Consider the following 23,131-nt stretch of genomic DNA (forward strand, 5'->3'; position numbering starts at 1 on the left):
ATCCCGCCGAAAAGAATCCTAACTCATGTTAGCGGTGAAGTAGCTCGATGTGGAAATCTCCACAACTTAGGTGTAGATCTGGACAAACTGGGCCAGCGACTTCTCCACATCGCCTTTGAGCGCCCGCGCCACACTCGAACCGATCGGGCCGAACAACGGCGCGCCGCCCAACTCGACTGTCAGCGCGAGTTCCGACCCGTCGCCCTTTGCCTTGACGTCGAGTTCGAGACCGAGCTTGACCCCGCCCTTGCCGTCTCCCTTGAGCGAGATCGCCTTCGGGACGTCGTACTTCTTGATGGTCCACCGAACGCGGTTGCGCAGGCCCTTCACAGTCACGACCGAGCTGATCTCGGTGCCGACACCCAGTTGTTCGGGAAGTTCACTGCGCCATCCGTCGTGAACCACGAGCCAGTTTTCGTATCCACTGAGATCGGACGCCTTGTCCCACACTTCCTGAGGAGGAAGCGGAACGTCGATTTTCACTGTGAGCTTTGCCATGGCAGAACAATAAGCCCCGTGCGCCTTTTCCGTAACCAGAGGTACCAGAAAGACGCACGGGGCTTTGCCCCTCTTAGTGGCTGACAGCCTTTTCGACGCCGACGCCGGTGAGGGAGCGAACTTCCATCTCCGCCTGCTTTGCCGGATCTTCGATCTTGTTACGTCCGATGTACGTACCGACGATGCCGAGGACGAATGCCAGCGGAATCGAGACGATGCCGGGGTTCGAGAGCGGGAACCAGGCGAAGTCGGAGTTCGGGAACATCGACGACGGCTTGCCCGACACTGCCGGGGAGAACACGATCAGCGTCAAGCAGCTGATCAAACCGCCGTAGATGCTGAAGAGCGCACCGGTGGTGTTGAACTTCTTCCAGAACAACGAGTAGAGCAGGGTGGGCAGGTTCGCCGAGGCCGCCACCGCGAAGGCGAGAGCCACCAGGAAGGCGATGTTCTGCCCCATCGCCATGATGCCGAGAACGATGGAGACGAGTCCGATGACCACGACGGTGATTCGAGAAACTCGAACCTGCTGCTCCTCGGTTGCGTTGCCGCGCTTGATGACACTGGCGTAGATGTCGTGAGCGAACGACGCCGAAGCAGTGATCGCGAGACCGGCAACGACGGCGAGGATGGTCGCGAACGCCACCGCGGAGATGATGCCGAGGAAGATGGTGCCACCGAGCTCGAAGGCGAGTAGCGGAGCGGCCGCGTTCTCCTTACCAGGCGCTGCCAAGATCTTGTCCGGTCCGACCATGCTGGCCGCGCCGTAGCCGAGAACCAGTGTGAACAGGTAGAAGGCACCGATCAGCGCGATCGCCCAGGTCACCGAGCGGCGAGCTTCCTTGGCAGTGGGCACCGTGTAGAAGCGCATCAGCACGTGCGGCAGGCCCGCCGTGCCGAGCACCAAAGCGATTCCGAGAGAGATGAAGTCGAGCTTCGTCTTTCCGGAAAGACCGTACTTGGCACCGGGGCCGAGGATGTCGCGTCCCTGCACACCCTTGGTGGTGGAACTGTTGACCATGTCCTGCGCATTGGCGAGCAACTGAGAGAAGTTGCCGCGCACTGCCCACAGAACGAGTACGAACATGATTCCGGCTCCGGCAACCAGCAGAACTGCCTTGACCATCTGTACGTAGGTGGTGCCCTTCATGCCGCCGACCAAGACGTACACGATCATCAGCACACCCACGATCGCGACGACGATCGACTGTCCCACCTTGCCGTCGATGTTGAGCAACAGGGCGACAAGTCCACCGGCGCCGGCCATCTGGGCAAGAAGATAGAAGAGGGAAACGGCCAGAGTGGACAGGGCCGCCGCCATGCGCACCGGACGCTGCTTGAGTCGGAAGCTCAGCACGTCGGCCATCGTGAATCTGCCCGTGTTCCTGAGCAATTCGGCGACCAGGAGCAGTGCAACCAACCAGGCGACAAGGAAGCCGATGGAGTACAGGAAGCCGTCGTAGCCGTACACGGCGATCGCACCTGCGATACCGAGGAACGATGCCGCCGAGAGGTAGTCACCGGCGATGGCGAACCCGTTCTGCGGGCCGGTGAACTGCCCACCACCGGTGTAGAAGTCGGACGCCTTCTTGGTGGTCCGGCTGGCGCGGATCACCAGCGTCATGGTCACGACGACAAACGCGAGGAAGATCGCGATGTTGAAGGCTGGGTTTCCTACGTCCGTTCCGGACGCGGCGAGTGTGGTGATCACTGTGCGGGACCTTCCAGTTCTTCACGGATGGCGGCGGAGCGGGGATCGAGCTCACGACCGGCGAACTTCACGTACCACGCGGTGATGGCGAAGGTCGTGACGAATTGCCCGAGGCCGAGGATGATGCCGAGATTGATGTTGCCGAGGACCTTGGTGGCCATGAAGTCGTGGGCATAGGTAGCCAGGACGACGTACACCGCATACCAGAGCAGGAAGAATGCAGTGATGGGGAAAACGAACTTGCGCAGACGCGTTCGGAGTTCCTGGAATTCGGGACTCGCTTGCATGTCTATGAATGCCTGGGCATCCGGGGTGCGTCGCTCTTGCGGCGACCCCTCACTGATTTCTGCTGTGGACACTGCCGGCTCCTCGCCTCGCGTGTGAAGTGAACTACGCACAGACGTTAGTGAGATCGGAGTCACATGAAGACGCTGTGGCGCCAGTCACACGGTGAGCAGTCGCGCGCTGCGCCGAACGGTCAGGCAGGCGCGACCAACGGCAGAGGGTTCGGGCGGTGAAAGTCAGGGTTGGCGGAGATCGTCTTCGCGATCGGAGCCCATTCCGAGCCGTTCCGGGGCGTGCATCCGCGTGAAGATTCGCGCAATATCTGCCGGTATCTGCTTCGACGACACCTTGCTCACGACGATCATCGTGAGGAACGCCAGCGGCACGCTCACCGCGGCCGGGAACGCGAAAATGGCTGCCGGCCAGCCACCGAGGACGTCCTCCGACAAACCACCCAGGACGGCGACAGTAGCGGCAGTGCCCGCAACACATCCACCGACAACCATCCCCGCCCCCGCGCCGACGGCAGTCAGACCGCGCCACCAGATACCCAATACGAGCAGTGGGCAGAGCGTCGACGCAGCGACTGCGAACACCAAACCGACGGTTCTCGAGAGGTCGACCGACACCACCGCCAGCGACAGCACGAGAGGAACGACCCCGGCCAGTAGCGCTGCAATACGGAAGTCTCGAACTCGCCCACGGAGAACGTCGGTACTGACGACGCCCGCGATGCTGACGAGCAATCCGGACGACGTCGACAGGAAAGCGGCGATGGCACCGGACGCCACGAGGGCTGCCAGCAGTTGTCCGCCCCACCCCGAGAACACCGAGCCCGGCAACAGCAGCACCGCCGCGTCAGAGGTGCCGGTGATCAGAAGTTGCGGGACGTACAGGCGAGCGAAGACGCCGAGGAGTGTCGGAAACAGGTAGAACACGCTGACCAGACCGACAACGGCGAGCGACGTCAGACGGGCTGCCCGGCCGTCGGGGTTGGTGTAGAACCGGACGAGAACGTGAGGAAGGCCGAGCGTTCCGAGGAAGGTCGCGAGCATCAGCGAGTACACCTGGTACATCGGGTGCGGCCCACCGAAACCCCAACCCGGGGTGATCCAGTCAGAGTTCTGCGCGGGCGCTCCGGCGACGACAGGGACAGCGGCTCCCGCGTCGAGGACCATGGACATGCCTTCACCGAGAGTGTGCTCCCCCGGCCCCAGGGTCATCGTGCCTTCGACCGCTCGCCCGTCGACTGTGCCGCCGCTGACCGTCACCGGCTCGGACACCTGGACGACGACGTCGGTGGTGATGTCGACGGTCGTCGCAGTGGTGACCGTCGGCGGCATCGACGCGCCGACGTCGTGGTGATCGCCGAAGAAGTAGAAGGTCAGTGCCACAGCGGGAATCGCGACGGCAGTCAGTTTCAGCCAGTACTGGAAGGCCTGAACGAAGGTGATCGAGCGCATCCCGCCGCCGACGACGTTGGCGATGACGATGACCCCGACCGCTACGCCGCCGATCCAACTGGGAACCCCGAGCAAGATATTGAGCGTCAGTCCCGCGCCTTGGAACTGCGGGATCAGGTACAGGATGCACACCATCGCGACCACGAGCATCGCGAGCTTGCGCAATCGCGGTGAGCCGAGACGGAACTCGGCGAAATCGGGGACGGTATACGCACCGGAACGCCGAAGCGGCGCTGCGACGAACAGCAGCAGGGCGAGGTATCCGGCGGTGAAGCCGATGGGATACCAGAGTGCGTCGGCGCCGTACTTGGCGACCAGCCCCGCAACACCGAGAAACGAAGCAGCAGAGAGGTACTCGCCGGAGATGGCCGTCGCATTCCACCGCGCACTGACGGTTCTGGACGCGACGAGAAAGTCCGAGGTGGTACGAGCGAGCCGAACGCCGTAGATTCCGATAGCCACCGTCGCGACAGCTGCTGCCACGATGCCGAGCACCGTCAACACCGGGATAGGTTGTCCTCCCACAGTGCCGCGCTCAGTCGTCCACGATGTCGTTGAAGTCCTGCTCGTTTCGCTCCGCACGACGCACGAACACCCAACCGGTCGTCAACAGCAAGGGATACACGGCGCCGCCCATCACGAGCCAGGGCAACCGGATGCCAAGGACCGCGACCTCCGACAGCGTCGGGAAGAGATGCGTCAGCAGCGGCACCGCACACAGGAGCCCGGCTGCCACGACGGCAAGGCGAATCGCCAGTCCCAACTGCGCGCGAACGAGACCGCGGATCATGGCGTCACCGACTTCGGTCTGTTCCTGCACCTCCACCCGTGTTCGCACGATCCGTGCGCCACTACGTTGCGCCAACACAACGCGCTCACGCTGCGGAGGATCGGACTGCGACGTCACCGCGACAACCAACTCTGCTTGGGCGCACGAACCAGTCGATCCTTGAGTTCACGGGTGTGTCTGCGACTGACCGGAAGCTCGACGGGAGGTTTGTCACCGTGCGGGCGCAAACAGACCACCAATCCACTGCCTACTGTTCGGATGCCGGTGACCAGCGCCAGCGACACCAGGTAGGAGCGGTGCACACGCAAGAAGCCCGCGTCGGCCCAGCGTGATTCGAGCGTCGAGATCGGGATGCGCACCAGGTGCGACTTTCCAGCGGTGTGCAAACGCGCGTAGTCCCCGTCGGCTTCCACCCACTCCACCGAGGAACGCTGAACGAGCGTCGTGACACCGCCCAGTTCCACCGGGATCACCTCGTCCGTGGGCGCAGCTTCGGGTTTGCTCTCACTCTTGGTGCGCCCGGCCAGCCCCACGATCCGCTGAACGGCCTGAGCGAGACGCTCCTCCCGGAGCGGTTTGAGTAGGTAGTCGACGGCGCCGAGATCGAATGCGTCAACCGCTCGATCGTCGTGCGCTGTCACGAACACCACGGGCGGTGGCGTCGCGAAATTGGAGAGGATGCCGGCCAGTTCGAGACCGTCGAGTCCGGGCATGTTGATGTCGAGAAACACCGCGTCGATGCTTCCACCGCGCAGTATCCGCAACGCTGTCGTCGCATCCGATGCCGTGTGAACCTGCGCCACCGAGTCCTCGGCGCGCAGCAAGAAGGCCAGCTCGTCGAGGGCTGGTTTCTCGTCGTCGACGGCAAGGACGGTCAGCTGGGCATCAGTGTCAGTCTCGTTCACAACAGGTCCATGTTCCCACGACGGTTTCAGCCTGATCATCGAAGGCGAGAATCAGACGTGAATACCCTGCTTGAACTTGGGAACACGCATGCTGACCTTCGTACCGGCACCCGGCGCTGTCTCCACCACGAGTCCGTAGTCATTGCCGAACGCGGCACGAAGTCTGTCGTCGACGTTGGCCAAACCGACGTGAGCAGCTTCTCGTGCGCTGGGTCGCCCCGATCCCGACTCGATGGCGTCGAGCGAACCGGAGCGCAGTAGTTCGGGGTCCATCCCCACACCGTCGTCCTCGACGCTGATGATGCAGTCCGGTCCCTCGTCCGCAGCCACGATGCTCACGGTCCCGCCCTCCGGCTTACTCGAAATGCCGTGACGAACCGCGTTCTCGACCAGCGGCTGGAGGGCAAGGAAAGGAAGAACCACGTTGAGCACTTCGGGTGCTATCTGAAGGCGGACGTTCAGAGCCTCCCCGAATCGCGCGCGTTCGAGGGTCAGGTAACGATCGATGTTGCGCAGCTCGTCGGCAAGCAGGGTGAACTCACCCGCAGATCGGAACGAGTACCGCGTGAAGTCCGCGAACTCGAGGATCAGTTCTCTGGCCCGCGCCGGATCGGTTCGAACAAACGATGCGACCGTGTTGAGCGCGTTGTAGATGAAATGAGGACTGATCTGTGCGCGCAGGGCACGCACTTCGGCTCGATCCAACAGGGCTCTGGACGCGTCGAGGTCGGCGAGTTCGATCTGACTGCAGGCATATCGTGCCACCTCGGTGACCGCTCCGAGCATTCCCGGCCACGGGTCCTCGCTGGTGACGATTCCCAGTACGCCGACCACGCCGATGTCCTCGATCAGCAGGGGCTGAGCGATCAGCGCTCGCACATGGTGATCGCTCGGTCCGCGCACCAGGTCCGAGTGCGTGACGAGTACCCGGCGTTCGCCTTCGATCGCACGAATGGCGGCGTCGTGGAATTGTTCGGACAACGCTTCGTGACGGCCGTCCCACGCCAACAGGTTTCCCGACGCGTCTGCCAGGCCCAGACCGGAGCCGCCGGTCAGCTCACGTAGGTGAGGCGCCGCCTCGGCGGCCGAATTCTCGTCGAGTCCACGCCGAAGTGGCCGCGCGGCAAGCGAAGCCGTATGGAGAGCGGCATGGACGGCACGTTCGGTGGGGGTGGTCACCTCACGTCTGGTGCGCATCCACACAGCCGTCAGCGCCCCGGCCACTGCGAGAATCAGCACGCTGAGAAGCGCGACCACGGCCGGACTCAACGCGAGTCCTCGTCCAGTTTCCGTATCAGTGTTTTCGGAGCCACCGTGCGGTACGCATCTTCGACGACGTCGGCTACGTCGTTCCAGAATTTCTCGTCCTCGGTCTCGTCGGCACTCGGAACGTCGAGGTACACGCCGATCCATCCCCGGCCACCCACGTACGGAGGGACGAAGAACCTCGACGGATCACGACTGACCCAATCTGCCTGCGCCCCAGGTGGGGCCGCGGCCCAGATCGCGACGCGATCGTCGTGGTGGTGATCTGCCATGGTGACGAACTGCGGCGCCTTGCGCACGAACCACGACGCTTCACCGTGGCTGACCCGCTCGGTCGCCTCCGGCAATGCCAGGGCAAGAGCGCGGATTCGTGCCGACGCCGTCATCGATTCACGACCCGCAGGTATTCGGTGCCGGAACACCTGCAAATCGATCCTTCACCCACGCGACAGCTCCCGGCACAGCGGCGCCGTCCGCATGACCTTCACCCGGTCGCGCCTGGAATTCGATGACGTCACCGCCGGCGCAGGCGCGTTCGACTGCCGCCTCGGTCCATTCCGGACGGATCAGGTTGTCATTGGTACCGACGACTACGTACATCGGACCGCTCGCGCGTTGACGGGGAAGAGCAACATCGCTGAGCCACGCGTGAATTCGGTCCGCATCCTCGGCGGTAGCCGGCCGTGTGTCGGCGGGCGTCACCTTTCCGACCAGACCCAACTTCTCCGTCGCCCGAGAGGTCAGGCACGAGGTGAGCAGGTCGTAGTTCTGCTCGAATGCGCCGCGCACGTAGTCGGTTCGTTCGAGGTCCGGATGGGTGAGGGACAGCCCTTCGAGTACATAGGGCAGCAGCAGTTGCTGAGGCAGTGACAGATTCACCTCGGAATCACTCGAGATGATCGGCGAGATGTCCGCTGCCGGGGACAGGTTTGCTGCACCGACGAATTCGAGTCCGTCGCCGTAGGTGTCGGCTTCCTCGGCTGCCGCCCAGGATGCCTGCCCGCCTTGGGACAGCCCCAGAGTTGCCCAACGAGTCGAGGTGTCCGGAACGACGTTGCGCGCCGCTCGAACCGCGTCGATGACGTTGAACGCCGCGGTGTCCGGTTGCAGGTAAGGATGCGGGTCCGGAGTGCCGAGGCCCTCGAAGTCGGAGACAGCGACCACGTATCCCGAGTCGAGGAACGGCGCGACCAGGCCGATCGTGCCGAACAGGGTCGGCGAGGCCGACGGCGCACAGTCGTCCGAAATACCCGTCGTGCCATGGCCGATGGAGACGATCGGCCAACCGCCCTCCGGCGGCGTTCCAGGCGGTGTGAACACCGTTCCCGATACCTGGGTCTCCCGGCCGTCGATACCGGAGGTGGAGCCGTACAGGATTTTCACCGCGCTTGCTCCGGACGCCGCCACTTCGGCTGTGCTGGTGAAGGGTTCACTGTCGAACACGACGCCACGTTGCGCACTGCTCTCGACCGACGGGGTTGTCGTGGTCGAGGTGTCGGTGACGGAGACATCCGGCGAGGCATCCGATCCGCAGCCGACGCTCACGAGAAGTGCGCTCGCCACCACGACTCCCCAGACTGCGCGAACCCTCGAACTCCGAACAGTCATACGCAGTGTTCCCCTCTATTTGCCCGCACCGCTACCTGCTCGGCGACGCCTGACACGTTCCTCTGCTGCGGCCTCTTCGATGTCGAGTCCTTCCAATACGGTACGCAATACCTCGTCGTCGAGATCTCCGTCGTCACGTGCGGCGATCAGCGCAACTCGTTGCGAGCGCAGTGACTGATGCCGGAACTTGTCGAACAGAGCTCCCGCATTCCACAAGGCGGCCTCGCGATCGGCGTCCTCGTCGACCTCCTGGAGTTGAAGCCTCGCCTGCATCGAGCGTCGTACGCGTTCGACGATCGCCTGCAGTTCCTTCCCGTCGATCCCCGGCGGAGGGTGCGCGGCCGCGTCTGCCAACGCCTTCTCTCCCGCCTTGCGAGAAATGTTGCGGGCCAACTCCATCTGTTCCTGCGTGCGCAACTGCTCGTAAGGATCTGCGACGTCGAGGCGACGGATCATGAACGGCAAGGTAGATCCCTGGATGAGCAATGTCCCGACCGCGACGATGAACGCGATCGCCTGGATGACGCCGCGTCCGGGGAACGGCTCGCCGGACGAGAGTGCAAACGGGATACCGCCGGCCGCAGCAAGAGTGACGACGCCGCGCATTCCCGCCCACGAGACCACCAGATTCTGTTTCCACGTCAGTTGATTCTCGCGATCACGGCGCAGGGTTACACCGAATCGCACACGCGAGTAGCTCAGGAACAGCCACACCGGCCGAATCACGATGACAACGGCCAGGACTGCGAGACCGTACGCGAACACGTGAAGCACCGGAAGTCCGTCGGCGACAACATCGTCGATCACGAAGCTCAGCTGGAGCCCCATGTACGCGAAGACGAACATCTCGAGAAGAGTGTCCAGGCTCGACCACACCGAGCGCTCCTGCAATCGCGTCATGATCGACGCGTCCGTCGAATAGTGCCCGATCACCAGACCAGCGACCACGACGGCCAGAACACCGGACGCGTGTAGTTCTTCAGCGGCCAGGTAGGCAGCGAACGGAAGGACCAGCCCCAAGCCGGTTTCGAGTGGAGAGTCGTACATGCGGGCACGAACGAACTTGACGACAAACGCGAGCACCAAGCCGACGACAACGCCGCCGATCACTTCGTACGCGAAGAACAACAGGGGCGAATCGGTGGCAATTCGCGTTCCGGTCACTGCTGCGACGGCGACGGTGAAGAGCGTGAGCGCGGTGGCGTCGTTGACGAGCCCCTCGCCCGTCAGGATGGCGATCACCCGTTTCGGGAGCCCGAGCTTCTGACCGACCGCCACCGCGCTGACGGCGTCGGTCGGCGCGATCACGGCCCCGAGCACCAGGGCGGCGCCGATCGTGAACTCGGGCACCATCCATTCGGCGAAGAAGGCAACCACGAACGCCGTCACCAAGACCATTCCGACGCCGAGGCGCAGGATCGGGGCCAAGTTGCGTTTGAAGGTCGCCACCGAGAATTTCAGAGCGGCCGAGTAGAGAAGCGGCGGCAGGACCACACCGAGAATGACGTGGGGATCGAGTTCCGGCCGCGGCATACCGGGTATGAAGGATGCGACCGAACCTACCGTCACCAAAACCAGCGGGGCCTGCAGGTTTCGTCGATTGGACAGCCCGGTGACTGCGATGGCGGCAATGACGACCAGCAGAATCCAGGTGAAGTTCACGCGTTCATTCTGCCCGCCGACCCTGGGAGTTCACCCAGCGGACGCACAGAAGCCCGCAACCTTTTCGGTGACGGGCCCCTGAGCAACGGTGCTACCGAAAAACGGTATGCCGAATCCGGTATTACTGCTTTTCGGGAACAGCCTTCTTGGCGGCCTCAGCTGCCTTGTCGATCTGATCGCCGTACTTGTTGCCGGTCTTGTCGTCGGCGATGTCGGCGACCTTGTCGATAGCGTCGTGAACCTTGTCGGAGTTCTCCGCTGCGAGCTCCTGGCCCTTTTCGACCAATCCCTTGACGTTGTCCAAGAAACCCATGTCCGTGTCCTCTCCCGGTGCTGACGCACATCCTTCGGCGGAATCGTTCCTCCGCGCCCTTCGATTCTCACAGGTCGACGGCCTCTGCGCCAGAAAGCAGGTCCGTGCGTTCGAGCCGTGCGCAACTCGAGGTAGCGTTAACCCGCCAATAGCTGATTGACCACCCATCGACATCGACAGGTGCCCGGTTTGAATGCAGGACTGCGCGGGACGGGGAGCGACCCCTACCCCACGCGTGAACTGCTGTCCCGGTGGTGGTCGGATCGCACCGATTACACCTGGCTCCCCCGATTCCTCGACACTCGCGGGCTGACCGTTCCCGGACGCAAATTAGTCGCGGTGTGGTGTTTTCTCTTCGCCCTGATCGCGGCGACCATGCAGTTGAGCCGCTTCGGTTCCGACACCGCCCTGGCGCGGTCGATCTTTGCCCTCGGAACTATCAGTGGCGCCTATGCGGGCTACCGCTGGGCGCGTAACGAATCGTGGCCAACTTGGCGACAATCCGTGGCCTTTGTCGTCTGGGCCGACCTGTGGCTCGCCGTCACTCTCTTCTTCGCCGTACGCACCGCTTTCGTCGGAACCATCGGCTGCATCTTGTTCATCATGATCGGCTTCTATGCGGCGATAGTTCACAGCCCTCGCGTTGCCATCAGCCACATCGGTTGGGCTCTTGCTGTCTGCACGACGCTCGCTGCCATGGCGATGTCCGAGCCGGTCAACGACGACTGGGTGGTCGTGAATCTCTATCTGATGGTTGCTGGTGTGGTTTTCTCCACCGCATGGATTCTGCAGATCGTCTGGCTGCGCCTGACCGACGACGCACGCAACGCCCACCGGGACTACCTCACCGCGACACTCAATCGCCGCGGACTCCAGGACGAGGCACAGCATCTGCTGCGCAGTGATCGAACGCAGGCTCTGATCGCACTACTCATCGACGTCGACTCGTTCAAAAACCTCAACGACACACACGGCCACGTCGCGGGCGACGACGCGTTGACCGCTGTCGCCGACCGCCTCATCGCTGCCGCCGGACCCGATGCGGTGGTGGCTCGAATCGGTGGAGACGAGTTCGTCGTCCTGCGCGGAGTCGATCGAGGAGATATCGAGCAGGTCGCCACCGAGATACATTCGGCGGTCTCGTCCGACTCCGATCCCTATCCTGTGTCCGCCAGTACCGGCGTCAGCGTCTATCTGAGTCCCGAGACGGACTTACCGGATCGAGCTGTAAACGAACTGATCGAGCACGCAGACAATGCGATGTACCGAGCCAAGAAGCGCGGCGGCGATCGCATTGCCTGGGTGCAGATGTTCAGGCGCTGAAACTACTCACTCACTGTGGGCATGGTGATGCTCGCCGGGCAGGTCGTCGGGCGTCGCGAACATCTTTCGTTTCTCCCCGTGCAGGCGTGCGCTGATCCACCACGAGAGTTCCACGAGTACAACGCCGATCGCGCCGAGGGTGATCGCGAGCGTCGTCGCAGCGACGTTGCTCGGATCCAGTTTGAAGAACTCGCGGGTGAACGGCAGCGCGAACAGGATGAGGTATCCGGCCACCGACCCGCCGATCAGAACGAGCTTCCACCAGACGTACGGCCGAGCCACGACGGCCAGAACCCACACGGCGATCATGATCAACGTGATGAGCGCACTGGTTCCGGCCTGGATCTTCTGGGTTTCCGTCTGGTCCGGGCCTTGGTAAGCCAATACGTAGGAGATGAACGTGGTGATGCCGATGATCAGGCCCGACGGCAACGCCAGACGCATCACGCGCGAGACGAAACCGGTTCGCGCGCGCTCGTTGTTGGGTGCCAGAGACAAGATGAAGGCCGGGATACCGATCGTGAACCACGCTGCGATCGTGACGTGGCGGGGCAGGAACGGGTACGGCAGCGGTTCGAAGTCGAAGACCTGGGACAGGACGCCGGTGATGCCGATCAGGAACGCAAGCACCACCGAGTAGACGGTCTTGGTCAGGAACAGATTCGACACACGCTCGATGTTGCCGATCACTCGGCGGCCTTCCGCGACGACGTACGGGAGCGTCGCGAACTTGTTGTCCAGCAGCACGATCTGGGCCACGGCTCGGGTAGCCGGGCTGCCCGACCCCATCGAGACTCCGATGTCGGCGTCCTTGAGAGCGAGCACGTCGTTGACGCCGTCACCGGTCATCGCGACGGTATGTCCGCGAGACTGCAAGGCCGCGACCATTTCCCGCTTCTGATCCGGTCGCACTCGACCGAACGTCGTTGCTCCGTCGAGAGTGTCCGCCAGCTTTTCCTGATCGCTGGGCAGCTCTCGCGCGTCGATGGGGCGGTCGCCGCCTTCGAGTCCGAGGGATCCGGCAACCGCGCCGACGGAAACCGCGTTGTCGCCGGAAATGACCTTGACCGCGACCTTCTGGCTGGCGAAGTACTCCAACGTCTCCTGGGCGTCCGGGCGCACTTTCTGCTCGAGCACGACCAGAGCTTCGGGGGTGACGGTGCCAGGGGCGTCGGCGTCGTCGACGGGGAGGTCGCTGCTGCCGAGCATGAGGACACGAAGTCCGCTCGAACCCACTTCCTCGGCCTTGCGGGCCATTTCCGAGTCGGGATCGAGCAGCACGTCCGGGGCACCGAGTACCCAGTTGCCGTGACTGCCGTACGACTGGCCGCTCCACTTCTTCGCCGAGGAGAACGGCGCCACCGCTGTCGCTTCGCCCCACCCGGAGTCGTCGGAGAGAGACTCGCGAATCGCCAGGACACTCGCGTTGGGGCGAGGGTCGGACGCGGCCATCGCGCTCAACGCGGACTTGACCGCAGTCTCCCCCGATCCACCCGGTGCGACGTCGACCTCGGACAGCCGCATACCGTTCTCGGTCAGCGTTCCGGTCTTGTCCGCGCACACCACGTCGACACGAGCCAGACCCTCGATCGCCGGCAACTCCTGAACGAGGCACTGGCGCTTGCCCAACCGGATCACACCGACCGCAAATGCAATGGACGTCATGAGCACAAGGCCTTCGGGAACCATCGGAACCAGAGCTGCCACCATGCCGTTGAGTGCCGGTCGGATCGGCAGGCCGATCGTGAAGAGCTGATTGAAGATGATCAGCGCACCCGCCGGAATCATCAGGTAGGTGATGAACTTCAGGATCTTGTCGATGCCGCTGCGCAGTTCGGAATGCACGAGGGTGAACTTGCTCGCCTCTTCGGCCAGCTTGGCCGCGTATGCATCGCCGCCGACCTTGGTGGCGCGGTATGCACCGCTGCCCGCGGCAACAAAACTGCCCGACAACACTTGCTGGCCACTCGCCTTGTGAACCGGATCGGCCTCACCGGTGAGCAGCGATTCGTCGACCTCGAGTGCAGCCGAACTGACCACCTCACCGTCGACGACTATCTGGTCACCGGATCCGAGTTCGATAATATCGTCGAGCACAACATCTTTGGGCGCCATCGCCACGGCGACGCCGTCACGCCTGACCATGGGCTTGGCCTGACTCACGATGGCCAGAGCGTCGAGCGTGCGCTTGGCGCGGATCTCCTGGATGATGCCGATACCGCTGTTCGCGATGATCAGCAGTCCGAACATGCCGTCGATGATCGAACCCGTCGCGAGCACGATCACCAACAACACGGTCAGGATCGCGTTGATGCGAGTGAAGACGTTGCCGCGAATGATGTCCTTGACCGAGCGGGACGCCCGGTCCGGTACATCGTTGGTTTGTCCCGACGCGATCCGGGCCGCAACCTGATCGGCGGTCAGACCGCGGGCGACGTCGACGTCGTCCGGCAATCGCTCGGGGGCTACCGCCACTGCTGTCTCTTCTGAACTGGTGTGCTCGTGAGCCATGGTCAAAGATTACGCACCCGGAGCAACTAATCAGGGTGCGACTCGACAGGCAACCACGTCCGCGACACTTCGTCGCTCAGCCCAGCGGTATCCACCACTTCGACGGCGGTGTCGGTGACAACGCGTCGATCCTGCCGCCCGGCATCGGGACCGACACTGTTGTGCCCGCATCTGCAGCCGACTCGTCGAGGCGAATGATCGGCTCCGACCACGAGTGAAACGCGAGGTTGAACGTCGCCCAGTGAATCGGGACGAAGACACCGCGCGACCCGTCGCCCTTGTTGAGGTCGATGTGCGTCTGCACTGCCTCTTCCGGATTCATGTGGATGTCCGGCCAGCGCACGTCGTACGCACCGACGGGGAGAAGCGTCAGATCGAAAGGCCCATAGGTTTCACCCAGCTGTTCGAAACGTGATGTGTATCCGCTGTCACCACCGAAGAAGACCCGGTGCTTCGGCCCGGCGAATACCCACGACGCCCACTGGGTCGTGTTCCGGACAAGCCCACGACCGGAGAAGTGACGAGCCTCCGTGCACGTGAGGACCAGGTCGCCGATCTTGGTCGACTCGTCCCAGTCCAGTTCCACGATCCGGTTCTCGGGCACCTTCCAGTGCCGCAGGTGCGCACCGATACCGATCGGCACGACGAACGGAGCGGTCTGTGTACGAGTCAGGGTCTTGACCGTAGTCATGTCGAGATGGTCGTAGTGATCGTGAGAGATGACTATCGCATCCACTGCAGGCAGTTCGGTCAAAGCCACCGGAGTGGGGTGCATGCGTGCGGGACCTACTGTGGCCGAGGGTGATACGCGTTCACTCCACACCGGATCGGCGAGAACGCGGTAGCCGTCGACCTCGACGAGAACGCTCGAATGGCCGTACCACGTCACCGCCGCGTCGCCGGCTGCCGCCGGTGCCAGCGGAGTGGCCAACGGAATCGGCCGACGCGGCCGACCCGTCGACCCTCGCGTGGCCATCGACTTGAACATTCCGACATCGGTGCCCGGAACCAGTGTGCTGCTGGGCTCCGAGTTGTGGAACTGGCGGTCCCGGTATCGCGGGGACATCGCCGCATACGGTTGCACCGTGTTTCGCGAGGCCCCGATCTGCGTCGGGATGCCCCATGCGGCTCGCGCCACCCACCCCGTCGCCGCGGCAACAGCAGCAACTCCGAGAACCGTCGTCTTCTTCATTCAGACGAGCGTAGCCACTATCTGCCCTGCGTGCCCGGCGCCTGTTTTCCCTGCAACCAGCTTTACTTACCCTTGAATACGGGAGGGCGGTTCTCGATGCGGGCAGCGCGGGCTTCCTGGACGTCCTCGCTGAGCCAGGCGGCGTGAAGCGCGTCGAGCTGCTCGGGAGACTGCTCCTCCATGGTGCCGTCGTCGTTGAGAACCATCTTCATGTGCCGCAACGACAGCGGTGCGAGATTCGCGATGCGGTGTGCCCATTCCTGAGCGTCGTCGAGGGTTCCGATTTTGTTGGCGAGGCCGCGAGTGAAGGCTTCTTCGGCGCCGATCTGTTCGATGCCGAGCAAAATGGTGCGCGCGGGACCGCCGCCGACCAGCGACGCGAGCCGACGCATCGTCCACTTGTCCACCGAGACACCGAGGGTGGCGGCCGGGATTCCGAAGCGAGCGCTCGGCGCCACGACGCGAAGATCCGACGCGATGGCCAGTTGCGTACCCGCGCCGATGGCCGGACCGTTGACGGCAGCGATGACCGGGATGGGCGCCGTGTCGATAGAGCGAAGCATCTCGAACAGGCGATCGGTGAAGCCCTCCATGTAGACGTCGCCGGAAAGGTCCGCGCCTGCACAGAACGCCGATCCCTCACCGGTGATGACGACGACGTGCGCGTGCTCGGCTACCGCCGCGTTCATCGCGTCCCGTATTGCGATGCAGAGTTCCGCGCTGAGCGCATTACGACGCTCGTGACGCTGCAACTCGATGGTCACGACGTTGCCGTCACGGGAGAACCCGATCATGTCCGCTCACTTTCGTTTCTGGAAGGCTCGACACAGGGATGTTCCGAGGCGCCGATACCGTCCGCATACTTCTCTGCAGCTAAGTTCTGTACATCAGGAGGTTAGATTACCGATGAGTACAGACGACCTTGCCGCACAGCAACCACACCCGGTTGACGTGGTGGTGATCGGCGCCGGACAGGCCGGACTCTCCGCCGCGTACTACCTGCGCAAGTTCGGAATCGAGCCCGAATCGGGGTTCGTGGTGCTCGATCATGCGTCGGGGCCGGGCGGGGCGTGGCAGTTCCGTTGGCCGAGCCTGACACTGAGCACCGTCAACGGCGTCCATGACCTCCCGGGAATGTCCTTCGCGGAAACCACCGGTACAGACGCCGAACAGGTGCCTGCATCGGTGGCGGTCCCCCACTACTTCGAACTGTACGAAAAGCAATTCGAACTTCCCGTCCACCGCCCGGTACACACGCGAGTGGTGTGTCCGAGGGAAGAGCGCCTGCGGATCGAGACCGACCAGGGAGTATTCGCGGCGCGAGGCTTGATCAACGCGACGGGGACCTGGGAGCGGCCCTTCATCCCCCACTATCGCGGGGCCGAGTCGTTCCGTGGCCGACAACTGCACACGAAGGACTATCGAACCGCTGCCGAGTTCGAAGGCAAACATGTCGTCGTGGTCGGCGGCGGGATCTCGGCTGTCCAACTGCTCGACGAGATCTCACGCGTCACGACCACTACCTGGGTGACGCGGCGCGAACCCGAGTTCCGCGACGAGCCGTTCACGCCGGACATCGGCCGCGCTGCGGTTGCCATGGTCGAAGATCGTGTACGACGCGGCCTGCCACCGGGATCCGTTGTCTCGGTGACCGGCCTCCCGGTAACGCCTGCCATCCGGGCAGCGCGAGAGCGTGGTGTGATGAATCGACTGCCGATGTTCTCCGAAATTCTTCCGAACGGCGTGAAGTGGGCCGACGGTACCGTCGCCGACGCCGATGTCATCTTGTGGTGCACCGGTTTTCGTAGCTCACTCGATCACCTGGCGCCGTTGCACCTGCGCGGACCGGGTGGCGGAATCCCGATGACCGGGCGCCTCGCCACGCAGGTCGAAGCCGACCCTCGCGTGCACCTGGTGGGATACGGACCGTCGTCGTCGACGATCGGAGCCAACCGCGCCGGCCAAGCGGCAGCGCGCGAACTGACCGCGTACCTGGGAATCGGCGAATGAACAGAATCCTTGTTCCGGGCGAAACCTGCTGGCGCATCGAACCGGCGGACAATCTTGCCTGCATCGTCGACGCCGCTGACTACTTTCATCATGCGAAGTCCGCAATGCTGCAAGCTGAGAAGCGAATCATGTTGATCGGCTGGGACTTCGACACGCGCATCAAACTCGAACCAGGCGAGCAGACTCTCGACGGCCCCAACCGGTTGGGAATGTTCCTCCGCTGGCTCGTCCGCGAGAAACCCGACCTCGAAATCCTCGTACTCAAATGGAACATCGGCGCGTTCACCGCAATCGGCCGCGGTATGACTCCCGTCTTCGTGTCCAACTGGTTGACCGACGAGCGCCTTCGGTTCGAGATCGACGGCGCCCATCCGGTGGGCGCGGCGCACCATCAGAAGATCATCGTCATCGACGACGCCCTGGCGTTCTGCGGCGGCATCGACATGACTGTGGACCGCTGGGACACCTCGGATCACGTCGACCGAAACGATTACCGAATCACTCCGAGTGGAAGGCGTTACGGCCCTTGGCATGACGCGACCACGGCGGTCGACGGCAATGCGGCGGCGGCCATCGGCGAATTGGCGCGGGCACGTTGGAAATCCGCAACCGGCGAGGATCTCACACCGGTCGAGAGCACCGCGACTCCGTGGCCCGTCAATCTGGCGCCCACCTTGCGGGTTGTCGACGTAGCCGTCGCCAGAACATTGCCGGAGCTCGGCGAACGCACGGAGGTGCGTGAGATCGAGGCGCTGTATCTCGCGGCCATCGCCGGGGCCGAGCACACGCTGTACATCGAAAGCCAGTACCTCGCCTCACGCACTCTGGCCGAGGCGATTGCCGCGCGCCTGCGTGAGGACGACGGACCGGAGATCGTTCTGGTCATTCCGCGCAACGCCGACGGTTGGCTGGAACAAAAGGCGATGGACGGGGCGCGCCACGACCTGTTGCATCTGCTGTGGTCCGCCGATATCCACGACCGGTTCGGGGCGTTTTATCCCGTGACCTCTTCTGGCGCACCTATTTACGTCCACGCCAAGGTTCTCGTGATGGACGATCGCCTCCTGCGAATCGGGTCGTCGAATCTCAACAACCGTTCGATGGGCTTCGACACCGAGTGCGACATCGCCGTCGAATCCGACGACGACGCAGATGTCGAGTTGCGCGCCTCGATCATCGGATTGAGGCGCCGCCTACTCAGCGAGCACCTCGACGTCACCGAGGAAGAAGTCGACGACGCGTTGGGCGAGCAGTCACTGTTGTCGACGGTTCGCGCTCTCGCGACCTCCGACGCTCGCAGTCTGCGCGAATTCGACCGGAACACAGTCGACGGCGAAGACCACGTGCTCGCTGAAAATGCACTGATGGATCCCGAGCGCACGCCACCCAGACTGAGCGATCGAATCGAAGGATTGCGCCGCCTGCTCGGCAAACGCTGAGACTCTAGAACACGCGCACGCAGTGCCCGGTTGCCAGCGCGAGTTCGACGAGCGTTGCACCGTGAACACTCGGGACGAGCGCGAGGAGAAACGTATCGCTGTCGCTGTCGAGCCAGGCAAGTGAAACGCCCGTATCGGTGATGTTGTCGACGATACGGGCGAGAAGCGATTCGAGTCCGGCAGCTCGATCGAAGCCCATGGCAAGACTGTCCGCCCACTCCCACGATCCTGCCGGCGCCGACGTGAGCACTCGCAGCTGACCCAGAACCTCGGCAGCGCCCTCGTTCCAATCCACCCAGACCAGGCGTTCTTGTTCGTGCAATGCGTCGACGAGAGCAAACCACGCCATTTCCGGGTGCGGCTTCTCGAGCGTCTGTGAGTACAACTCGTTCTGTACTTCGACATACCGTTCCGGCTGGTCGATCGCGAGAGTCACACGATCGATGACAACAGCGCTGTCAGGGGCGAGCAGTTCGGCGATCGCGCGCAACGCGTCGCGAGCAGTTCCACTCACTATGGCTCCAAGTTCAATTCGGTCATCGGTGCGGTTTCCACATTCTGACATGCGTGTGCGCCTCGTTCGGACGTGTCCTCGATGTCGGGACACGAGCCAGATGCTTGCCGTGAGTTCCACGAATTCCCGGGCAACACCGCTCGCCGAGCTACCAAATTGGACTTTCCGGCTATCCCATTCGCCGCACTTGTCCGTTTACCCTTTCACCTGGCCTTACAATCCGGATATAGTCATCGGCGATCCAAGAAGCCAACTGGGATGTAGCGAGCCAGCGAACAGTCTGTTACCGTTCAGCTAACTACCCCTTCTGGTCAAACCGGATCGAAGGGGTTCGGGCAATGACCCACGGGGGGTTGACGTGAAGGGGCCATGTTCCGCATGAAACACGATTCACACACGACAACCTCTTGGTGGTCGATCGGCGAATGGCGCCTGGGATGGAAGGTCATCGCCGTTCTCGCATTGCCGATGATCGTCGCCGTCGTCCTCGGAGCCCTTCGCGTTCAGACGGAACTCGAAGAAGCCGCACAGCTGAGTTCCTCGTCCGAGCGCGCCCTCGCTGTGCCCGCCGCGATCAATCTCGAATCCGCGCTGTACGAGCTCGCCGAAGCCGCATCGGCACGCACTGACACCGGCCCCGCCACACAAGCGGTTTCGGACGCAATGGATCAACTGGTCGACGCCGCGCGCGCGTTCCAGTCCGACGACGATCTCAACGACCAAGTGACTTCGGCGCTCGCAGAGAGCCGTTCCATCACGGAGGAGGTCGCCGCCGGCGCGGTGGCTCCCGCACGCTTGGTTTCGCGGGTCGGCGAAGTCTCTCGCGCACTCTCGAGCACCTTCACCAGCGTCGTCGAGCATTCTCAGCGTCCGGCGCTGCGCGAAGAGGGTGGCCGACTCTCAGCACTCTGGGATGCGCGACGAGCACTGGCCGAACAACGAATCCTCTTCGGCTCAGGTGATCCGGACCAGCAGGCTCGTACCTCGATGGTCAGTGCCGCCGGTGCCGAACTGGTCGCTCTGAACAACATTCTCGCCATCGACGGGAGCAACGACACCGTCCGGACCCTCAGCAACTCCGCTCAGAACCGGATCAACGCACTCGGATCAACCCCGTCGACCTCTCCTCTGGGGAGCCGCGTCGGTACCGATCTGAAATCCGGAAACGACCAGTACAACAGCCTGACCGACACCACCGTCACCGAGTTCGGCGATACCGTCACCGCTGAATCCAATGCAGCACGAACCGCAGCACTTCGTGACACTGCAATCGTGCTCGGCGCGGTCCTGCTGGCACTGGCCATCGCCCTCGTCATCAGCCGATCGCTCATCGATCCGATCCGTCGGCTGCGATTTGCCGCATTGCAAGCAGCACGACGCGGACTCCCCGACGCGATCGAACGAATTCGCGCAGGTGCCAGTATCGACGACGTCGACTTCGCCCGTGTACCGATCCGCACCCACGAGGAAATCGGCGAGCTTGCACGCGCGGTGGACGACATGCACGGTCAGGCCATCACGCTGGCCGGCGAGCAGGCCACCCTGCGGCGCCAGGTCAACGACATGTTCGAAACGCTGTCGAGGCGTAACAAGTCCCTCGTCGACCAGCAACTCGGCTTGATCGAACAGTTGGAGCAGGACGAAGACGACCCTCGTCGCCTCGAGAATCTGTTCCGGCTCGACCACATCGCCGCGAGAATGCGTAGAAACGGCGACAACTTGTTGGTTCTCGCCGGAACCGATGTACGCCGCGCCAGAACCGCCCCCGTCGCTCTCGGCGATATCCTTCGTGCGGCGGTATCAGGCGTCGAGGAATATCGACGCGTCGAACTCGGGCAGATACCGCCCGGAGTCGTCACCGGTCATGCTGCCCCGGACGTCGTTCACCTCATCGCTGAACTGCTCGACAATTCTCTGCGGTACTCCCCGCCGGAGACCACCGTCTCCATCAACGCTGCCCGCACCATCGACGGCTCCATGATCGTCGAGATCGCAGATCTCGGTATCGGCATGTCGCCTGCCGATATCCTCGATGCCAACGAGCGCCTCGCCGCCGGCGGCGAGATGAGCGCGGATACAGCGCGTCGCATGGGTTTGTTCGTCGTGAGCCGAATCAGTCGTCGCTACAACATCTCTGTGCGCCTGCGCCCGACGGCAACGTCGTCGACGCACAGCGGCATCACCGCAACGGTGCTCCTACCGACGTCGATACTCGATTCTTCTCGGGGACCCGAGATCCGCACGCCGCGAACCGGACCCGTGCCCACGCTCGATCGGACTCCGCCGCCCGCACCGTCTGAACCGTCCTGGTCAAAGCCCGTCCCGACCGAATTGGCACCCCCGCAGCCTGCGACCAGAAGTTTCGCAGATCTCCCGCGTCGAACGCCCAGCAACAGCACCGACCGGACTGAGACGTTCGCCCCGATCACACCGCAATCCATTCCCACGACAACAGCGCCTTCGGGGTTGCCACGTCGCACTCCGGGCACAAGTGGAGTACCGGCGGTCAGTACCTCGACTCCGACCACTGCTGCACCCGCCACCTCCGTGTCGTCCTTCGCTCCTCTGCCCGATCCCGAAGGCACAAGCGCATCGACGTCCCTTCCCGTGCGTACTCCTTCGCCGGAATTCACCTCGCCGGCACAGGGTCCCGAGATCCCGGTGGGTCCACACCCGTCGACAACCCCGCCGCCACGGCACCGGCTCTCAGCCCCGACGCCGACAAATACTGCGGCGTTCTTCTCCTCGCGCACCCGTGACGGGCTCTCTGCTCGCGCATCGGCGCGCGCTGACGGCGCGGGAGAGGGCAACTCGAACGGCGTACTCGCTGCCCCGACCACGATGCCGATTTTCGCCCGGATGGTGTCCGAGTGGCTCGTGGACCCGACGGCGGAGACTTCAGCTGCTTCCACCGGCAGTGCGTGGACCACCGACGCGGATCAAGGCTGGCTGGCCGCTCGGACCTCGTTCGAGATGCCGGTCACCAAGATCGCCGATTCCGGACTTCCCATTCGAGACCGCGGAGCCCGCCTGGTTCCCGGCGCAGTCGGGAGAGGCGGAACGACACAGCGCCATGCATCCAATCCGGCGGACGTCCAACGTGGTTGGAGCAGTTACCAATCCGGAGTACAACGAGGGCGTCGGCGCGCCGCCGACCATCAGCCCGATGGCGGACAGTCTTTCGAATCGTCCACGATGTTGCACAACGATGAAGGAGAACAGTGAACACTGTCGGAGCCCAAGAGACTCCCCGCGCACTCGACTGGCTGGTATCGGCTTTTGCCCGAGACGTGCCGGGTGTGAGTCACGCGATCATCGTCTCAGCCGACGGGTTGTTGACGGCCTCGAGCACACATCTTCCGCTCGATCGGGCCGATCAATTAGCCGCTGTCACTTCCGGACTCGCCAGCCTGTCCGCGGGGGCGTCACGCCTCTTCGACGGTGGAGCCGTCATGCAGTCCGTCGTCGAGATGGAGAACGGCTACCTGCTTCTCATGGGCGTCGGTAGTGGCGCTTACCTTGCTGCTCTCGCTGTCGCCGGATGCGACATCGGCCAGATCGGTTACGAAATGGCGACTCTCGTCGATCGCGTCGGCACCACCATGGACATTGCCCCGAGAACATCGCAGGGTATTTGAGTT

At 63.3% G+C, this 23,131-nt stretch carries 20 protein-coding genes; 5 read left to right on the top strand and 15 right to left on the bottom strand.

The genetic code is table 11. The features are described from left to right. Nucleotides 1-66: 66 nt before the first annotated feature. The 11 genes from KTR60_RS21545 to KTR60_RS21595 all read right to left on the bottom strand — a co-directional run bounded on the left by KTR60_RS21545 (nt 67) and on the right by KTR60_RS21595 (nt 10,501). Complete coding sequence (locus KTR60_RS21545; RefSeq protein ID WP_003939735.1) at nt 67-498, bottom strand: SRPBCC family protein; 432 nt, start codon at nt 496-498, stop codon at nt 67-69. 73 nt (nt 499-571) lie between these two features. Continuing rightward, nucleotides 572-2,209, bottom strand: coding sequence for a cation acetate symporter (locus KTR60_RS21550; protein WP_228401238.1), 1,638 nt, complete (start codon nt 2,207-2,209; stop codon nt 572-574). Beyond that, nucleotides 2,206-2,568 (bottom strand): DUF485 domain-containing protein, encoded by a 363-nt coding sequence (locus KTR60_RS21555; RefSeq protein WP_003939976.1) that lies wholly within the window; start codon nt 2,566-2,568, stop codon nt 2,206-2,208. The genes KTR60_RS21550 and KTR60_RS21555 overlap by 4 nt, the downstream gene beginning before the upstream one ends. A 162-nt stretch (nt 2,569-2,730) precedes the next feature. After that, nucleotides 2,731-4,482 carry a cation acetate symporter gene (locus KTR60_RS21560; protein WP_030534942.1) on the bottom strand — a complete coding sequence of 584 codons (1,752 nt, stop codon included), beginning with the start codon at nt 4,480-4,482 and terminating at the stop codon, nt 2,731-2,733. 10 nt (nt 4,483-4,492) lie between these two features. Continuing rightward, complete coding sequence (locus tag KTR60_RS21565; RefSeq protein WP_003939880.1) at nt 4,493-4,864, bottom strand: membrane protein; 372 nt, start codon at nt 4,862-4,864, stop codon at nt 4,493-4,495. Beyond that, complete coding sequence (locus tag KTR60_RS21570; RefSeq protein WP_047272635.1) at nt 4,861-5,652, bottom strand: LytR/AlgR family response regulator transcription factor; 792 nt, start codon at nt 5,650-5,652, stop codon at nt 4,861-4,863. The genes KTR60_RS21565 and KTR60_RS21570 overlap by 4 nt, the downstream gene beginning before the upstream one ends. A gap of 51 nt (nt 5,653-5,703) precedes the next feature. Beyond that, a complete protein-coding gene (locus tag KTR60_RS21575; protein ID WP_030534943.1) occupies nt 5,704-6,921 on the bottom strand; it encodes a sensor histidine kinase in 1,218 nt (405 codons plus the stop codon). Continuing rightward, on the bottom strand, nt 6,918-7,304 hold the full coding sequence (locus tag KTR60_RS21580) for an MmcQ/YjbR family DNA-binding protein (RefSeq protein WP_047272600.1): 387 nt from the start codon (nt 7,302-7,304) through the stop codon (nt 6,918-6,920). Before KTR60_RS21580 ends, KTR60_RS21575 begins: the two co-directional genes overlap by 4 nt. Nucleotides 7,305-7,308: 4 nt before the next feature. Further along, the gene (locus tag KTR60_RS21585; RefSeq protein WP_064074002.1) at nt 7,309-8,526 is read right to left on the bottom strand and encodes a lipase family protein; all 1,218 of its coding nucleotides are present in this window, start codon (nt 8,524-8,526) and stop codon (nt 7,309-7,311) included. A 15-nt stretch (nt 8,527-8,541) separates the two neighbouring features. Further along, nucleotides 8,542-10,188 (bottom strand): Na+/H+ antiporter, encoded by a 1,647-nt coding sequence (locus KTR60_RS21590; protein WP_003939739.1) that lies wholly within the window; start codon nt 10,186-10,188, stop codon nt 8,542-8,544. Nucleotides 10,189-10,309: 121 nt separating this feature from the next. Beyond that, on the bottom strand, nt 10,310-10,501 hold the full coding sequence (locus tag KTR60_RS21595; RefSeq protein ID WP_003940164.1) for an antitoxin: 192 nt from the start codon (nt 10,499-10,501) through the stop codon (nt 10,310-10,312). Between the two features lie 180 nt (nt 10,502-10,681). Between KTR60_RS21595 and KTR60_RS21600 the strand changes: the two genes are divergently transcribed. After that, on the top strand, nt 10,682-11,824 hold the full coding sequence (locus KTR60_RS21600; protein ID WP_003940053.1) for a sensor domain-containing diguanylate cyclase: 1,143 nt from the start codon (nt 10,682-10,684) through the stop codon (nt 11,822-11,824). 6 nt (nt 11,825-11,830) lie between these two features. On the opposite strand, the gene KTR60_RS21605 is transcribed toward KTR60_RS21600, so the two are convergent. The 3 genes from KTR60_RS21605 to KTR60_RS21615 all read right to left on the bottom strand — a co-directional run bounded on the left by KTR60_RS21605 (nt 11,831) and on the right by KTR60_RS21615 (nt 16,321). Then, nucleotides 11,831-14,335, bottom strand: coding sequence for a cation-translocating P-type ATPase (locus KTR60_RS21605; RefSeq protein WP_003940410.1), 2,505 nt, complete (start codon nt 14,333-14,335; stop codon nt 11,831-11,833). Nucleotides 14,336-14,411: 76 nt separating this feature from the next. Then, complete coding sequence (locus tag KTR60_RS21610; protein ID WP_228401240.1) at nt 14,412-15,527, bottom strand: MBL fold metallo-hydrolase; 1,116 nt, start codon at nt 15,525-15,527, stop codon at nt 14,412-14,414. A gap of 62 nt (nt 15,528-15,589) precedes the next feature. Continuing rightward, complete coding sequence (locus KTR60_RS21615) at nt 15,590-16,321, bottom strand: enoyl-CoA hydratase (protein WP_003940192.1); 732 nt, start codon at nt 16,319-16,321, stop codon at nt 15,590-15,592. Between the two features lie 112 nt (nt 16,322-16,433). On the opposite strand from KTR60_RS21615, the gene KTR60_RS21620 reads away from it, so the two are divergent. Together KTR60_RS21620 and KTR60_RS21625 are read left to right on the top strand one after the other, a co-directional pair. Then, nucleotides 16,434-17,537 carry an NAD(P)-binding domain-containing protein gene (locus tag KTR60_RS21620; RefSeq protein ID WP_042451119.1) on the top strand — a complete coding sequence of 368 codons (1,104 nt, stop codon included), beginning with the start codon at nt 16,434-16,436 and terminating at the stop codon, nt 17,535-17,537. Then, nucleotides 17,534-18,976: a phospholipase D-like domain-containing protein gene (locus KTR60_RS21625; RefSeq protein WP_042921404.1), complete on the top strand. Its 1,443-nt coding sequence runs from the start codon at nt 17,534-17,536 to the stop codon at nt 18,974-18,976. The genes KTR60_RS21620 and KTR60_RS21625 overlap by 4 nt, the downstream gene beginning before the upstream one ends. 4 nt (nt 18,977-18,980) lie before the next feature. Here the strand turns inward: KTR60_RS21625 and KTR60_RS21630 are convergent, their stop codons facing one another. Then, nucleotides 18,981-19,490, bottom strand: a complete 510-nt coding sequence (locus tag KTR60_RS21630; protein ID WP_042451123.1) for a hypothetical protein — start codon at nt 19,488-19,490, stop codon at nt 18,981-18,983. 378 nt (nt 19,491-19,868) lie between these two features. On the opposite strand from KTR60_RS21630, the gene KTR60_RS21635 reads away from it, so the two are divergent. After that, nucleotides 19,869-22,715: an ATP-binding protein gene (locus tag KTR60_RS21635; RefSeq protein WP_228401241.1), complete on the top strand. Its 2,847-nt coding sequence runs from the start codon at nt 19,869-19,871 to the stop codon at nt 22,713-22,715. Continuing rightward, the gene (locus KTR60_RS21640; protein WP_003940329.1) at nt 22,712-23,128 is read left to right on the top strand and encodes a roadblock/LC7 domain-containing protein; all 417 of its coding nucleotides are present in this window, start codon (nt 22,712-22,714) and stop codon (nt 23,126-23,128) included. The genes KTR60_RS21635 and KTR60_RS21640 overlap by 4 nt, the downstream gene beginning before the upstream one ends. Nucleotides 23,129-23,131 lie beyond the last annotated feature (3 nt).

It is taken from the genome of Rhodococcus sp. C1 (assembly GCF_020809065.1).
Taxonomy (GTDB): domain Bacteria; phylum Actinomycetota; class Actinomycetes; order Mycobacteriales; family Mycobacteriaceae; genus Rhodococcus_F; species Rhodococcus_F qingshengii.